The organism is Flectobacillus sp. (assembly GCF_049240685.1).
In the GTDB taxonomy this organism is placed as follows: Bacteria; Bacteroidota; Bacteroidia; order Cytophagales; family Spirosomataceae; genus Flectobacillus.
Window position 1 is genome coordinate 1 of the sequence record NZ_JBMLSD010000199.1, and the last position, 15,239, is coordinate 15,239.

The following is a 15,239-nucleotide window of genomic DNA, read 5'->3' on the forward strand; positions in this document are numbered from 1 at the left end:
AAATAAAATTTAATTTTTGAGCTTACGGCTTTCAGCTTTGGGCATTCGGCAAAACGTATCTATCGTTACTAAAAAACTATTTTACACTCTTTGCCTAGTGCCTGTTGCCTTGTCCCTAAAATAAAGTTTAAGATTGTGCTTTAAGCTTTCAGGTATCGGCTTTCGGCTGTGGGCATTCGGCAAAAACGTATCTATCGTTACTAAAAAACTATTTTACACTCTTTGCCTCGTGCCTGTTGCCTTGCCCCTAAAACACAAAACTTAAATATAATTCTGCACGATTACTTATTAAAAATTCATATTCACCACTCATTACTACGTCGCATCTACGCCGAAACTATTCCAAAGTAAAGAGGAAGGCCAATCGTAATATTGATAGGAAAAGTAATAGCCAAAGTCATGGGCAAATATAAGCCTGGATTTGCTTGAGGCACAGATATCTTCATAGCTGCAGGAACAGCGATATAAGAAGCACTCGCAGCCAAAACAGCTAATATAAAACGATCAATCGCATAATCACAGAAAAACCCAGTAACCCAGCCCACAAAGCATCCATTTACTAAAGGAATAATGGCTGCAAAAATGATAGGAAACCAACCATAAGAGAAAAAAGAAGTCAGTTTTTTGCCACTAGAAATTCCCATATCCAATAAAAATATCGCTAGAAATCCTTTAAACAAATCATTCGTAAAGGGCTTTATACCTTCTGCTTGTTTGGCATCGGCCAAGTAGCCAATAATCAAACTACCCAATATGAGTAAAACGCTCCCGTTGGTTAACGAATGCTTAACCGCCTCCTTTTTCTGAATACCTTGTTGAGTATCCTTCCCAAAAACCGAAATCAGCAAAAGTCCCACAATAATAGCTGGTGATTCCATAAGCGCCATCGTAGCAACCATATATCCATGTATTTGTAAATGATGTGTTTCAAGATAGGATACTGCTGTCACAAATGTTACGGCACTTACAGAGCCGTATGCCGCGGCTGTTGCTCCTGCATCGTAGATATTTAATTTTTTCTTAAGAATAAAAAAGGTATAAAAAGGTATTGCCATAGATAAAAATATGCCTGTTAGCATTACCCAAATCATTTGACTATTAAAGCTTTCGTGTGAAAGTTCTTGTCCCCCCTTAAAACCAATAGCAAATAACAAATACAATGAAATAAACTTGGAAGAATTGTCAGGAATTTTTAAATCACTTTTCAGCATCACTGATACAATTCCCAAAACAAAAAAAAGTAGTGCTGGATTAGATAAATTGTCCAACAGTAAGTTAGAGTTCATAAAATAATGATTAGTTAAGATGACCCATCGGTCTTCGGTTACATTGAAAGTTTAGATATACTAAAATATTAGTGTAAAAAATAAAAATCACACAAATTTCTGATAATCAATATACTACATTTATAAATTTAGTACTCATACTGATATTTGGCTTCAAGCATGTTGGTCAAATTGACTCGAAGCTCTAATGAGTTTGTCATTGAGCACAATACCCAAATCGCTTGCAGGGAAAAGCTCTGCTACAATCATATCAAGATTCAGGCTATCTAATTCGTGTAAAAAGGCATATAGATTTGAGGCCGCTTCTTTCAGGTCATTTGCTTTACTCAAATTACGAATCGCTGCGATATTTGAATAAGTAGACTCGGTATCTGACCCCAAAACAAGTAGTCCAATCTTACTGTTGTCATATTTTTCAAGCGTTTCTGCCAACGAGTCTGTGATAATTAGAGGAGTTTTGGGTGCATAATGAGCACGGTGACTACCAGGATAATTGCTTTGGTTGTCGATATCATAATACACCGCTGTATTGGGAATTACCTCAAGGATATCATCTTTACTAATAATTCCTTGACGATAAATCACAACTGCATCATCCTTGAAACCAATGATGGTTGATTCAAGTCCCACTTTGCAATTTCCGCCGTCGAGCGTCAAAGGTATTTTTCCTTTGAAATATGAAAAAACATGCATTGCCGAGGTTGGGCTAATCTTACCAAAAGGGTTCGCACTAGGTGCAACCAAAGGAAATGGTAGCGCCGAAAGCAACTTCAAGGCCAAAGGATGCTCAGGCATTCGAACGGCGATAGTACCAAGCCCAGCTGTGGCCTCTGAAGGAACATTCGGTTTGGCTGAAAGTATCATCGTTAGTGGGCCAGGCCAAAATTTATCTGCTAAAAGCTGTGCCATAGCAGGAATATTAGTGGCAATACTCTCTACTTGTTCCCAATGAGCCACGTGCGCAATCAATGGGTGGCTTTTGGGGCGTTCTTTTATGGTAAAAATTTTATTGATGGCTTCTTGATCCCATATATTTCCTGCCAAACCATAAACGGTTTCGGTTGGCAGCCCAATTACTCCCCCTTTTTCTAAATATGTTTTCGCTAATTGTACGGATGTTGAAAGTATCATTTTTGTATGTGTTTTTATATTCAAATACAAATTTGAACTCAAATAATTATAAGTTTTTATTTATATATAAAATAATTAATATTTAAAATATTTATAATTATCAAAAACTAGCGTAACGCTAACAATACAAAATTAACATAATAAACTCATAATCAATTATTTAAAAACACCTTTATACTTTACAGAAGTCATTAGAAAGTTTATTCATAAATATTTTTTATGTATTACATTTTTAACATAAATAAAAACTTATGAAAATAATATTTCAACTTTGTGTCGTAAACAAAGCATAACACAAACACAGATGACAAAAATTACAGTTGCAAAAGGAGATGGTATCGGACCAGAAATTATGGATGCCACTCTAGAAATCATTCTTGCCGCAGGAGCAAAAATTGAAATCGAGTCAATTGACATTGGTGAAAAGGTGTATTTGTCTGGTAATACTTCGGGTATTGCCAAAGAATCATGGGACATCATACGCCGCAACAAAGTTTTCTTGAAAGCTCCTATTACAACTCCACAAGGAGGGGGCTACAAGAGTCTTAATGTAACCACTCGTAAGTTTTTGGGCTTATACGCAAACGTCCGCCCTTGCTTAAGTCTGCATCCGTTTGTGGATACTAAGCACCCAAAAATGGACATTGTGATTATCCGCGAAAATGAGGAAGATCTTTATGCAGGTATCGAGCATCAACAAACCGACGAGGTTGTACAATGCCTAAAGCTCATTAGTCGCCCGGGTTGTGAGAAAATCGTTCGTTATGCCTTTGAATATGCCAAACACAACGGACGTAAGAAAGTAACCTGTTTTACAAAAGACAATATTATGAAGCAAACAGACGGCTTGTTTCATAAAGTATTTGACGAAATAGCTCAGGAATATCCAGAAATCGAAAATGAGCACTGGATTATCGATATCGGTGCAGCAAAAATGGCTGATACTCCCGAAGCATTTGATGTAATTGTAGTACCAAACTTATATGGAGACGTACTTTCTGACATTGCAGCGCAAATCGCAGGATCTGTAGGGTTGGCAGGCTCGTCGAACATTGGCGAAGAGTGTGCCATGTTTGAAGCCATTCATGGCTCTGCACCACGAAGAGCTGGTCAGAATGTGGCCAATCCATCAGGATTATTACAAGGGGCTATCTTGATGTTACAACATATCGGTCAGATGGAAGTAGCCGAAAAAGTACAAAACGCTTGGCTCAAAACCATCGAAGATGGTATTCATACTTACGATATCTATCAGGAAGGCACTAGTACTCAGAAAGTTGGAACCAAAGAATTTGCTCAAGCTGTAATTGCCAACCTTGGTCAAAAGCCAAAGCAACTTCAGGCGGTAGAATATGCAGAAGGCGCACAAATGTACCTTCCGAAGTACGTACGCAAAGCACCTGCCAAAAAAGATATTGTCGGCGTAGATTTGTTCGTACACTGGCCTGGTAGTTCGGCAGATGATTTGGCAGCACAAGTAAGCCAGCTAAATCAAGCAGGAATAGAACTAAGCATGATTACCAACCGAGGTATCAAAGTATGGCCAGAAGGATTCCCTGAAACATTCTGTACAGACCACTGGAGATGTAGATTCAAAGGGTTAACTTCTAGCTCTCAAATTCCAGCGTTGTTAGAAAAGGCCATTTCACAAGGAATAGATGTAATCAAAACAGAAAACCTATATGAGTTTGATGGGAAAGCAGCCTACTCGCTAGGTCAAGGACAATAGTAAGTTGAACAAACCTGTTCATCCCTATTTTGTATGAAAACGGATAGCTATCAGAAGTATTTTTGATAGCTATTTTTTTGTTTATAAGTAGAAAAACGTTATTAGTTAACAGTATATTGGTTATTTTAAAATATTCATAATCAAAAGATTATAGTCAAATTTTGCCTCAGATATACTATTAATTTAATCTTTCCTTTTACTTAATTGCTGATTACTGGACAAAACTTAAAAGTGTCTTTCGGATACTTGGGTTTTTATCTGAATTTTGTAAAAACAGTTTCAAACTGTTAAAAAAATGAGTCCAAGACTAAGTCTTGAACTAGTAAAGATAGCTATTCTTTGAGTAGTGAATTGTGCGTTGGTGCTGTACGAAGGATTCAATTTTGCGGTAGCGGCAACCGCAATTTTATTGTAAAAACAAAACTTAAACCTTGGTACAGTGCTAATTGTGAATTGGAAGATATGAATGTAAAGTGTTTATTTTCAACAACTTGTATTTAAAATAAAAGTAATATTTAAGTGCTAAACTAACAATTGTACACTCAACTCATCATTCAGCACTTAAACTTGGTCTATTTGAATAACAAGGGAGCTAATTCGCGTAAACTTCTGCGCCATGTTTGAAACTCGTGACCCGTTTTGTCTGAAATATATGAAACAGCATTAAAATTTGCTTCCTTTAATGCCGCCACTGCACTATTAACCCCTTCGGGTTTTTCTCTGCTTCCGCAACTCAAGAAAATAAGTTTCACTTTCGACTTATCCTTGATGTCGGTTGGTGCATAAGTGCCACCGCTCAACAGCGCATAGTATGAAAATACCTCCGGCTTATTCAAGGTAATAGTTTTTGTTTCCATACCGCCCATACTCAAGCCAGCCATTGCACGATGAGATTGTTTGGCAATGGTTCTGAAATGGGTATCTATGTAGGGTATCAATTCATCTATCAAAACTGTTTGGAATGGTTCGATTTTAAACTCTCTGATTTTTCCAAATTTTACTTCGTTGGTCATGCCATAAGTATTTACGATAATAAAGGGCTTGATTTTACCTTCGGCAATCAGGTTATCCATGATTAAATTGGCATGTCCTTGGTTCATCCAAGCAGTTTCGTCTTCGCCCCAGCCGTGTTGTAAATACAAAACAGGATATTTGTCTTTGCCTAATTCGTAGCCTGGAGGCGTATAAACAAAGGCTCTGCGAGAAGTATTGGTACTTGGCGATGGAAAAAGTACTTGTTGCACATGGCCATGTGGTACATTTTTGAGGGCATAAAAATCTTGGTCATGTGCAGGAATTTCAATACCACTTTCCCAGCGGATAGAGCCATAGTAATTCATAGCTCCGGGGTCATTGAATTTTCCTCCGTCGATTTTTACATTATAATAATGAAAACCTTCGTCCATTGGGCCTTCGGTTGTGCCCATCCAACTGCCATCACTGGCTTTTTCAAGTTTTGTACCACCTCTACCACCTAGGCCCAAACTTACCCGAACGCTATCGGCAGCAGGTGCAATAATTTTGAAACGAGCATATCCTTGGGAATTGACCATTGGATATTCTTGTTGTGGCTGGTTGAGTGGAGATGGCTTAAAATCCTCAATAACAGCACTTTGCTGATTTTGAGCTAAAGCTATACCACAACTTGATAAGCTGAATAAAAGAGATAAAACGGTACTTTTCATTGTTAATTTTAGGTTTATGTTAAAAAGCTGATTACTGGACAAAACATAAAAGTGTCTTTCGGATGCTAAAAGTTTAGATTCACCTCTGCACGATTACTTAATTACAACCAATTATTACGAGTCAACCAATCAAAGAGAGGTTCCATCCAGCCTTTATGTCTGAAAATAAATCCGTGATCGCCTTTGGGATAGATGTGCATTTCGACCTCAACTTTGCTTTTTCGTAAATTTTCAAAATAAGAAATACTATTGTCCACATCCACAAGTTTGTCGTCGGCAGCGTGAGTCAAATAGGCTGGTGGTGTATGAGTCTTGATTTGTAATTCGTTTGAAAAAGTTTCGATGTCGGCAGCAGTAGGATTTTTACCAATCAAATTATCACGAGAACCACCGTGCGTCAGTCCTTCTTTCATGGTAATTACTGGGTAAACCAATATTTGAAAATCAGGTCGTAAGCTGATGTTATTGGGGTTTTCGATATAGGATTTTTCGAAATGCGTAGCGGCAGTACTTGCCAAGTGTCCGCCTGCCGAAAAACCCATAATACCTATTTTGTTTTTATTAATCCCAAATTTGTTAGCATTTTCACGTACAATCTTAATAGCTTGTTGAGCATCTTGTAATGCCCCTATTTTTTTATCTACCATTATTTCATCGCTAGGCAGCCTGTATTTTAGTACAAAGGCTGAAATCCCTTTTTCTGCCAATGCTTTGGCGGTACTCAAGCCCTCGCCATTGTAAACAATTACACCATAACCACCTCCCGCAATCACGATAACCGCAGTACCGTTTGGTTTTTCGGGTTTTATGTATTCGAGCGTAGGGGAGACAACATCCCTGTACATTCCATTTTCGTTGATTTCTTTTTTGCTTGTAGCTCTAGCATTGGGAACTACGCCATCATATAAAGGAATAATCTGCTGAGCATAAGCGGAATTTTGGAGGTATCCGACCAAGCAAACAACGATGATAAGTACATGCTTCATGGGATTTGGATAATGTTGTTTATTCAAAAATTAAGTCAAGGTGCCACAGAATTTATTAAAGTTTTTACTCTATCGCACCATTGACCTTTTTTAATAATGAATCAATTGGATTTGTTTTTTTATTTCAGTACAGCATCATTTCCCTCGTATTTCAAATACTTAAATGTGGCGCTATTATCAGATTTTTCGCCATTTGAAGTGGCATACATGGCATATACACAGCCCACAAATCCTCCTGAAAATTTGGTCGAAAGATGTTTGCCATCTTGGTTTTCGGCTAAAATCTTGAAGTCTTTACCATTTTCTGAGATAGCAAAATCACATTTATCGCCTTTGGTAGCTATTCTAAGTACTAGTTTTTCGTTGCCAACAGGCAGGGTATTAATCAATTCTACCTCTTTTTTACGGTGAATACTTTTGTATAATTCTACTTGAGTTTTACCTTCTTTGATAGATTTTGCCAAGAAATAGTAATGGCTTTCGTCTTGATAAATCACCAATCCTGCTTTTTCTTTTTCTGATTTTGGAGAAAAAACGAGTTCAGTTTCTGCCAAACTAGTAAGATGTTGCTGACGTTTGCCCACAAACGAAGGGTTTCCGAGTTCTGAAATAGTTTCAGGTTTCAATGTTAGGGTAAGCCCATTTTTAGAAGTCTTGAACGAACTACTATCTACCGTTCGCAAGTGCATCATCGAAAGGTCAAGTCCTTTATCAAACTTCATGGTATAAGAAAAATTACCATTTTGAGGTAAAGCATCTTTTTGTTTTACCTCTTTAATATTGGTTTCATATTTGTATTCAATAGCCTTTTCGCCATGCTCAATCATTGGCCAATCGTTTACCCAAGTAAGCGGTGCAATAAACATTTCGCGACCTGTATTGTAATAATCGCCTTCGTAAGGACGCACTGCCAAAAATATAGAATACCATTTTCCGTCGGGACCTTCGATAAATTGAGCATGTCCTGCCGAGGTAATTGGATTGGGGCGATCTGCTGGTAATTCTCTTTGTGTCAGTACTGGGTTTCCTTCAAATGGTACATAAGGTCCCCAAATATCTTTACTACGCAAAGCCACTTGTGAGTGATTTACGGAAGTTCCACCTTCTGCACAGTACAAAATATACCAATCGTTACGTTTCATAACGTGCGGTCCTTCAATCCAAACAGGTTTTTTAGAAATATCTACACCGCCATTCACCAATAGCTTTTGTTCGCCTACTACCTTCAAGTTTTTATAATCAAACTCATACATTCTGATAGTTCTATGACCCGAATAGAGCGGTTTGTTGTCGGGGGCATCACTATTATAAACGATATAAGCTTTGTCGGTTGCCTCGTCGAAATAAATAGATGGGTCAATCCCTCTTACTTCTGGCAATTTTACGGGATTACTATAAGGGCCAGCCGGATTAGTAGCCGTAACCACAAAGTTACCATCGTGGTCAATATCTGTACAGGTAACGTAGTAAATACCTTTGTAGTAAGTTATAGCAGGAGCAAAAAGTCCGCGGCTCATACGCTCGCCCATAAAATCCATTTGTGAGGGGCGGTTGATGACATTCCCTATTTGTTTCCAATTTTTCAAATCACGGCTATGCATAATGGGCAAGCCCGGAAAATAGGAAAAAGTAGAGTGAACAGAATAGTAGTCTGCCCCTACTTTTACGATACTAGGATCAGGATAAAATCCTGTCAGAATAGGATTAACTAAAGTGGTTTTCTGAGCAAAAGCAGTTCCGACTATTAACAAATAGCTATATACTAAAAAGATTTTTTTTATTACCATATTCATAAAACTCTATTATTTAATCATGTTAAAAATTACAAATACTATCCAAATTTAGAGGTATGCTATTCGGCTGATTTCAAACTCATTACTGCCTGATAAGCCTTTTTAGGCTCTAATGCCCTATCAAATAGCAAAGGATAGTTGGTTCGATTACGAATCGGAAAACCATTCAGCCAAGAATGTTTGTCATCTACTCCCCAAAAAGTTACTCTGCTAATTTTATCTTTATGTTTCAAGAAAAGTTTGAAGAGGTCTGTATAACGGTCGGCTAATGCGGTTTGTACCGAGTCAGGTAAGGCATCTTTGTAAGGATTCATTTCAGGTTTTTCTTCAAAGCGCTGATTCACATCTGCCCCTTGCAAATCCCAAGGATTAGGCAGTACTGTTAAGTCTAATTCTGTAAAAGCGATTTTGAGTCCTAATCTCGAAAACTCCATGATAGACTCTTCAATATCTTTCAAGTTGAGGGTATGAATACTCCAATGCCCTTGAATCCCAACACCATCAATTTTTGTTCCGCTTGCTTGTAATTTTTTGATAAGATCGATTGCACCTTTGCGTTTGGCAGGCTGTTCAATATTGTAATCATTATAATACAAAGCCGCTTTGGGGTCGGCTTTGGCAGCCAAATCAAAAGCCTCCTTGATATATCCTTCGCCTAGTGTTTTTAAGAAAACAGATTTACGAAGTGTACCATCTTCATTCAATGCCTCATTTACGACATCCCAGCTATTGATTTTGCCTGCATAGCGCCCTGCCACAGTATTGATATGGTCGGTCATAAATATACGTACAGAGTCTGCATTATTCATTTTGAAAGCAAATGGCGGTAATTGAGAATGCCAAATTAAGGTATGCCCAACAATATACATTTGATTTTTTTGCCCATATTCAACGTATTTGTCTGCCAAGGTAAAATTGTATCGATTTGGAGCAGGGTGAATAATTTGAGCCTTCATGATATTCTCAGGCGTAATCGCATTGAATTCTCTTTTAATTAAGGCATCTGCTTTTTCATTCTTTTCTAAAATATGCTCCGTTCCCAAAGCTGTACCAATCAAAAAATCATCTTGATAAGCCGATTTTAGAGAAACAGCTGTTTTCTGCGAAAAAGACAACTGAATACTAAGAACACTCAATAGAAAAAATCTGAACAACGATAAAGATATTTTGTAATAATTCATGCTGTAAGTTTTTAATGAAAATTGAGATTTTTTTTACATTTTTTTCACCGTGAAAGTAGACCAATGAAAAAAAATTTTGTAGCACAAATAATTAAAAAAGGACAACCAATGTTCAATCCAAAGAATTAACTGTTTTTTCGGAAAGTCCAACATAAAAATACTCAAAAGTTGTAGTAGAATAGTGGGTATGCATGCAATTTATGTGTTTGGGCAATAGGCACTAAGCATTAGGCAATAGGCAATAGGCAATAGGCAATAGGCAAAGAGTGGTAATTTTTTTCCATAGCCAAAACCTACTTTTACCCAAAGCCCAAAGCCGAATGCCGATACCTTAAAGCCTAAGGCAATAGGCAAAGAGTTGTACTTGCCTAATGCCTACGGCTTACAGCCTAGAGCCTAACACTTACTTACTCAGATTTAATATCCTGGGTTCTGAGTAAATGGAGGACCTTCTACAGTACGATCAATTTCGGACTGAGGAATAGGTCTGAGTACATGAAAATCTTTTATGTAAGGAGCAGCCTCAGTATTCCAAAGTTTGATACGTCTTACCAAAGATTTTGTACGTACCAAATCTTGATATCTCATCCATTCTCCGAATAGCTCACGGCTTCTTTCGTCCAAAATAAAATCGATTGTTACGTCCGAATCTTTGATTAACATAGCAGCGGCAGCAGCAGCATTTTGTGCTGGAGTGTTTGTTTTACGATAAGCTGCTCTTTGACGAAGCACATTCAGCAATTCAGCGGCCTTTGCCTTATCGCCTGCCTGAAGATAGGCCTCTGCACCAATAAGATATACTTCAGCAAAACGTGTAATTACTACAGGACGAGTGGAAGGGTCATTGAAATTACTTCCACGACTAGGATCCATGTGTTTTTTGATAGCTGGATATACATCTGATTTCCAAAGGCTTGGCGGAATAATAAGTCCTTTAAATGGTCTTGTACCATAAAATTGAGGTGCACCTGCCACTTCAAAATCAGGAAGCCAAACGGCAGTATCTACCCCAACTTGAGTCGTGTAAGAAATTCCTCTTTTGTTATTGGCTGCCGTAGCACTATTGGTAATAGATTGGTTGGCGATATATACCGTATAGAAAGTATTGGCAAATCGTGAATCAATATCTCTTTTTACAAAAGCTTGGTCAAGGAAATAGTTCTTTCCTGCTACTTCTCCAGAACTTTGTTTAACACTATTTGGACGCAAACGTTGGTACGGGCGACCATAATAAGAATCGCGCACCATCAATGAGGTACCAGAGTTTACTAATATCCCGTTAGCATTTACCGTAGAGTTTACACCACTGTTGTTTGGGTAGTTCCAGTTGGTAAACCAAGGCGTTAAGTTTTGGCCAGCACCACCACTAGCACCACCACCCACTGTATAATAGCCAAATTTAGCATCATTTGAGTGGTCACTCACAAACATTGTTTCTTTACCGTAGTCATTAGCAGGCACGAAAGCATCGCCAAAGTCTTGCCACAAATCCAAACCATAGTTAGCTTTGTTGGTAATAATCTCGCTCGAAATTCTAGCTGCTTCAGCATAATCCGTTTGTGAGTTGGTCAACCAACCACGGGTTAGATAGGCCTTTGCTAAGAAAAACTGCGCAACAGGTTTTGTTGCTGCTTTGCCTAAAAACGGAGCTGTTGGTTTATCTGGCAAATCAGCAGCAGCTTCTGTCAAGTCTTTGATAATGAGCTTATACACTTCCAAAGCTGGGTCTCTTTTGGCTGCCTGAGAAGGAACTGTAATAAACTCGGTATGCAAAGGCACGTCTCCCCAAGTTTGTACTAGATAAAAATACCAGAAAGCGCGCAAGAATTTCGCTTGTGCCAAATATTGTTTTTTAGTAGCCTCTGGAAGACTGATATTTTGACCAAACTTTAGTACCCCGTTGATGGTATTGACACAAGTAAAGGCTGTACCCCATGCCGAACCAAAGTTTGTACCATTCAAGCCATTGAAGGTGTGTATAGGCCCACCACCGCTACTTGCCCCTTGAATAAATTCGTCGGTTCCCGCTTGCATTTCAGAAGAGAAGCCTTCGGTACCCCATTGGTTACGAATTTCATTATAAACCCCTGCAATACCTCCCAATACACCGGCAGGGCTATTGAAATAAGAAGGTACAATCTGCGATTGAGGTTTTTCCACAAGTATATTTTCACAACCAAAACTTAAAAACAGCGTACAAGCAAGTATTGATATTTTAATTTTTTTCATTTTTCCGATTATTAAAATTTGAGATTAACACCTAAAGTAAACTGACGCACAGGAGGGTTATTAAGGTTTACACTAATCACACGGTTGAAGTTACCTCCTTGAATGGTGTTACCATAACCGTTTCCTTCAGGGTCAATAGCCAGTTTGTCTCTTACTAAAGGCGAATACAGAATAAGCGGGTTTGTTGCATTGATATACACACGAGCAGAACTAAAGCCTAATTTGCCGAGCATTTTTGAAGGAAGCGTATATCCGACATTAATGCTTCGTACTTTAATAAATGAACCATCTTGGTACTGTGTTGTAGAGGTAAAATCTCTTACACCACCCCCTGCATTTGGTCTTGGGAATGCATTGGTTGGGTTGTCGGTTGTCCAATAATCCATCACCAATTGGTTGGAGCGACCTTGGTTTAGGAATCCAAATCCTGAGCCACCACCCGAAGTTCCTGCCAAATAAGGTACTAATACCTTCATACCCATACGCGCATAAGTCACAATCGATAAATCAAAGTTTTTGTAGCTAACTCTATTGGTAAAGCCTCCTTCCCAAGCTGGCTGGAAGTTACCGATAACTTTACGGTCATTGGCATCAATTTTTCCGTTACCATCTACATCTTCTACACGGATTTCGCCTGGTACCTGTACAGGTGATGTTTGTTTTGCTAATGTACCATTGTCTTTATCTGACTGTTGCCAAATACCGATTTTGTTATAATCATAAATAACCGTAAGTGGCTGTCCAACAAACCAATAGTTACCTTTATTATCTAATTCTGTTGGTGTTGTCAATTGGGTAATTTTTTCACGGTTAAAGAAATAAGTTATATCTGTACTCCAATTAAATCCGCTTTTGCTTCTGATTACATCAATAGATACCGAAGATTCAAAACCACTACCTTCTGTTTTTCCAAGGTTTTTGAGCGCCGAACCTGCGCCATTACTTTGAGGAAGGTTTACAGAAAGCAAAATGTCTTTTGTACTTTGTTTGTAAATATCAAATGAACCAGTCACACGATTGTTGAACAAACCAATTTCTAAACCAAAATCCCATTGTGCTGTAGATTGCCAGCCCAAATTGCTAGCTGGCAAACTCGTAACCGTATAAGCCAAAGCTTGTCCTGCAGTAGTTGTACCAAAGTTGTAATATCCTGACGACAACGCACCCAAGGTAGCATAAGGGTCTACGTTACGGTTACCCGAAATACCCCAGCCACCTCTAATTTTAAGGTTGGATACGGCATTCAGTTGTTTCATAAAAGGTTCGTCGATGATGTTCCAACTCATCCCAATGGCAGGATAGTTAAAATACTGATTACCTGGCGACAACGTAGAAGAACCATCTCTTCGGAAGGTAGCCGTAAGGGTATATTTGTCATTAAAAGTATAATTTAGACGAGCCATGTAAGAAATCAAGCCTGCTTCGGCAAAACTACCGCTACCTGTTGGTTGGCCCGAAGCCAAAGAGAAGTTGGCGGTTTTGATGTAATCTGCTGGCACGCCTTTCACATTAAAGCTACTTCCAAGGTTATGATTTTTGGTGATTTCATAAAGCGCTGTTAAACCAACTTTGTGTTTTTGGGCAAATACTTTGTCATAATAGAGTAAGTGCTGGAAATTTACATCCCAATACTCGGTATTTCTAATATCGGCGCTTGACACACTTTGCTCAGTTCCGGTATTAACAAAGGTATTTGGTGGAGCATATCCATTAAAGTGGACTTGGCTAAAATTAAGACCAGCATTAAAACGATATTTAAGACCATCTAAAATATTTACTTCGGCATACAAACTATTAAAAGTTCTCAACGAACGCTCATTAGAAAGGATATCCGCACCACGAGAGATGAGCGTTAGTGGGCTCACTGCTTGTGCCTCGATGGTACCTTTTTTAGGGTTCAAGTTGACCGAACCATCGGCATTATAAGGTTGAACTAAAGGTGACAAACGCACTAACTCGGTCGGAATACCACCTCCTGCTGGGTCGTTACGGTGCGTTAAGGTATTGATGGTATTCAAGCCAATTTTCACCCTTTTCCCGATTTTTTGATCTAATGTAGCACGAATCGTCATACGGTCGAAGTTCTGATTTGGCATAATACCCGTTTCGTTAAAATAGCCAATACCTATACCGTATTGTGTATTTTCAACACCACCCTGCATCCCAAGCTGATGACTACTGTTGAATCCGGGCTTGTACAATAAACTCTGCCAGTCGGTAGATACGCCTGCTGCTAAATTTGCTTTTTCTTCTTCGGTCAAAGGATATGCCGTTGTACCTGCACCCTGTGTATTATACGCAGCAGATAATTCTTTAAATTTGGCATATTGTTCTCCATTCATAACATTGTATTTACCCATGATATTAGTTACGCCGTGATAACCATCATAACTAAATACAGGCTTACCCACTTTTCCTCTTTTGGTGGTTACCAAAATAACACCCCCTGCCCCACGCGAACCATAGATGGCCGTTGCTGAAGCATCTTTCAATATTTCAATATTAGCAATATCATCGGGGTTGATATCGTTCAATCCTCCAAAAGGAATTCCGTCTACTACTACCAAGGGGCCATCGAGCCCATCGCCGTTGCCAGTTGTTAATGAGCGGTTACCACGCACACGAATCGATGCTTGACTCCCAGGCGTTGAGCCATTACTCACAATAGATACCCCCGCTGCTCTACCTTTCAATGCGTTGAGCATGTTTGGAGCTGGTACTTCTTTGAGCGTTTTTTCTGATACAGAAACCACCGCTCCTGTTATATCTCTCTTTTTTTGAGTACCATAACCCACCACTATTACCTCTCCAAGCTCACGGGTATCGGCATTCAATACAATCTCTACAAATGTTCTTGCACCGATATTAATTTCGGCTGGTAAATACCCAATACTTGAAACAACAAGGACCGTGTTTTTGGTTACATTAGATAAAGTATAGTCACCATCGTTATTGGCCACTGTTCCCACATTACTTCCCTTTACTTTTATAGTAGCTCCAGCTACGGGTTTTCCATCTTCAGCTGTTACTTTTCCTTTGATAGTTTGTGCCTGAATTGTATAGCTCAAAAAAACTGCAAACAGCATCAAACACAATTTCATCAAGGGAAAACTTTGCCACTGAATAATAAGGTAATTATTTCTTTTCATAGAGTAAAATATGATTGTTTTAAGATAGAATATTATCCTCTTGGGATGAGGGGCGTCTTTTGACGGTGTA

The 15,239-nt window shown here is 38.7% G+C and carries 9 protein-coding genes; 1 reads left to right on the forward strand and 8 read right to left on the reverse strand.

The features are described 5' to 3' along the window. Positions 1-326 precede the first annotated feature (326 nt). On the reverse strand, positions 327-1,286 hold the full coding sequence (locus ACOVQ4_RS09060; protein ID WP_421820332.1) for a sodium-dependent bicarbonate transport family permease: 960 nt from the start codon (positions 1,284-1,286) through the stop codon (positions 327-329). A 153-nt stretch (positions 1,287-1,439) separates the two neighbouring features. After that, positions 1,440-2,417, reverse strand: coding sequence for an L-threonylcarbamoyladenylate synthase (locus ACOVQ4_RS09065; RefSeq protein ID WP_421820333.1), 978 nt, complete (start codon positions 2,415-2,417; stop codon positions 1,440-1,442). 304 nt (positions 2,418-2,721) lie between these two features. On the opposite strand from ACOVQ4_RS09065, the gene ACOVQ4_RS09070 reads away from it, so the two are divergent. After that, positions 2,722-4,146 carry an NADP-dependent isocitrate dehydrogenase gene (locus ACOVQ4_RS09070; RefSeq protein WP_421820334.1) on the forward strand — a complete coding sequence of 475 codons (1,425 nt, stop codon included), beginning with the start codon at positions 2,722-2,724 and terminating at the stop codon, positions 4,144-4,146. 572 nt (positions 4,147-4,718) lie between these two features. On the opposite strand, the gene ACOVQ4_RS09075 is transcribed toward ACOVQ4_RS09070, so the two are convergent. The 6 genes from ACOVQ4_RS09075 to ACOVQ4_RS09100 form a co-directional block, all read right to left on the reverse strand. Next, a complete protein-coding gene (locus ACOVQ4_RS09075) occupies positions 4,719-5,831 on the reverse strand; it encodes an alpha/beta hydrolase-fold protein (protein ID WP_421820335.1) in 1,113 nt (370 codons plus the stop codon). Positions 5,832-5,932: 101 nt separating this feature from the next. Then, positions 5,933-6,817: an alpha/beta hydrolase gene (locus ACOVQ4_RS09080; protein WP_421820336.1), complete on the reverse strand. Its 885-nt coding sequence runs from the start codon at positions 6,815-6,817 to the stop codon at positions 5,933-5,935. A gap of 119 nt (positions 6,818-6,936) precedes the next feature. Beyond that, positions 6,937-8,604, reverse strand: coding sequence for a glycoside hydrolase family 43 protein (locus ACOVQ4_RS09085; protein WP_421820360.1), 1,668 nt, complete (start codon positions 8,602-8,604; stop codon positions 6,937-6,939). Between the two features lie 65 nt (positions 8,605-8,669). Continuing rightward, positions 8,670-9,791 (reverse strand): endo-1,4-beta-xylanase, encoded by a 1,122-nt coding sequence (locus ACOVQ4_RS09090; protein ID WP_421820337.1) that lies wholly within the window; start codon positions 9,789-9,791, stop codon positions 8,670-8,672. 417 nt (positions 9,792-10,208) lie between these two features. Beyond that, on the reverse strand, positions 10,209-12,020 hold the full coding sequence (locus ACOVQ4_RS09095) for a RagB/SusD family nutrient uptake outer membrane protein (protein ID WP_421820338.1): 1,812 nt from the start codon (positions 12,018-12,020) through the stop codon (positions 10,209-10,211). An 11-nt stretch (positions 12,021-12,031) separates the two neighbouring features. Next, positions 12,032-15,169, reverse strand: coding sequence for a SusC/RagA family TonB-linked outer membrane protein (locus ACOVQ4_RS09100; protein WP_421820339.1), 3,138 nt, complete (start codon positions 15,167-15,169; stop codon positions 12,032-12,034). Between the last annotated feature and the right edge of the window lie 70 nt (positions 15,170-15,239).